Annotated in this window: 1 rRNA gene; it reads left to right on the top strand. The window is 53.3% G+C overall.

Annotated features, from left to right (window positions below):
* Positions 1-260 precede the first annotated feature (260 nt).
* A 16S ribosomal RNA gene (locus IFU29_RS22095) occupies positions 261-1,801 on the top strand.
* The last annotated feature ends 45 nt before the right edge of the window (positions 1,802-1,846 follow it).

Here is a 1,846-nt window from a genome sequence, read left to right as displayed (position 1 = left end):
CGCCGGAAAAACTTCTCAAAAAGAAGTTGACTCCGAAGGAGGAAAGCGTAATATACGCCACCTCGCGACAGGAAGCTTCGGCACTGTTCGCAACGCTCTTTAACAATTTATCAGACAATCTGTGTGGGCACTCGCAGGATTGATATCAGTCACCTCCGGGTGACAAAAAATATCAAGTCTTAAGAGTGAACACATAATGAAATTCATTATGACGTTTTACACTTGAGCATCGCTGCACTTGTTGCAGCAAATCGAACTTTTAATTGAAGAGTTTGATCATGGCTCAGATTGAACGCTGGCGGCAGGCCTAACACATGCAAGTCGAACGGTAGCACAGAGAGCTTGCTCTTGGGTGACGAGTGGCGGACGGGTGAGTAATGTCTGGGAAACTGCCCGATGGAGGGGGATAACTACTGGAAACGGTAGCTAATACCGCATAACGTCTTCGGACCAAAGTGGGGGACCTTCGGGCCTCACACCATCGGATGTGCCCAGATGGGATTAGCTAGTAGGTGGGGTAATGGCTCACCTAGGCGACGATCCCTAGCTGGTCTGAGAGGATGACCAGCCACACTGGAACTGAGACACGGTCCAGACTCCTACGGGAGGCAGCAGTGGGGAATATTGCACAATGGGCGCAAGCCTGATGCAGCCATGCCGCGTGTATGAAGAAGGCCTTCGGGTTGTAAAGTACTTTCAGTGGGGAGGAAGGCGATGAAGTTAATAGCTTCGTCGATTGACGTTACCCGCAGAAGAAGCACCGGCTAACTCCGTGCCAGCAGCCGCGGTAATACGGAGGGTGCAAGCGTTAATCGGAATTACTGGGCGTAAAGCGCACGCAGGCGGTCTGTCAAGTCGGATGTGAAATCCCCGGGCTCAACCTGGGAACTGCATTCGAAACTGGCAGGCTAGAGTCTTGTAGAGGGGGGTAGAATTCCAGGTGTAGCGGTGAAATGCGTAGAGATCTGGAGGAATACCGGTGGCGAAGGCGGCCCCCTGGACAAAGACTGACGCTCAGGTGCGAAAGCGTGGGGAGCAAACAGGATTAGATACCCTGGTAGTCCACGCCGTAAACGATGTCGACTTGGAGGTTGTGCCCTTGAGGCGTGGCTTCCGGAGCTAACGCGTTAAGTCGACCGCCTGGGGAGTACGGCCGCAAGGTTAAAACTCAAATGAATTGACGGGGGCCCGCACAAGCGGTGGAGCATGTGGTTTAATTCGATGCAACGCGAAGAACCTTACCTGGCCTTGACATCCACGGAATTCGGCAGAGATGCCTTAGTGCCTTCGGGAACCGTGAGACAGGTGCTGCATGGCTGTCGTCAGCTCGTGTTGTGAAATGTTGGGTTAAGTCCCGCAACGAGCGCAACCCTTATCCTTTGTTGCCAGCGAGTAATGTCGGGAACTCAAAGGAGACTGCCGGTGATAAACCGGAGGAAGGTGGGGATGACGTCAAGTCATCATGGCCCTTACGGCCAGGGCTACACACGTGCTACAATGGCGCATACAAAGAGAAGCGACCTCGCGAGAGCAAGCGGACCTCATAAAGTGCGTCGTAGTCCGGATCGGAGTCTGCAACTCGACTCCGTGAAGTCGGAATCGCTAGTAATCGTAGATCAGAATGCTACGGTGAATACGTTCCCGGGCCTTGTACACACCGCCCGTCACACCATGGGAGTGGGTTGCAAAAGAAGTAGGTAGCTTAACCTTCGGGAGGGCGCTTACCACTTTGTGATTCATGACTGGGGTGAAGTCGTAACAAGGTAACCGTAGGGGAACCTGCGGTTGGATCACCTCCTTACCTGAAGATACCTTCCCGCGCAGTGTCCACACAGATTGTCTGATA

It is taken from the genome of Erwinia persicina (assembly GCF_014838825.1).
GTDB lineage: Bacteria > Pseudomonadota > Gammaproteobacteria > Enterobacterales > Enterobacteriaceae > Erwinia > Erwinia persicina_A.
This window is presented reverse-complemented; position numbering and strand designations above follow the sequence as displayed.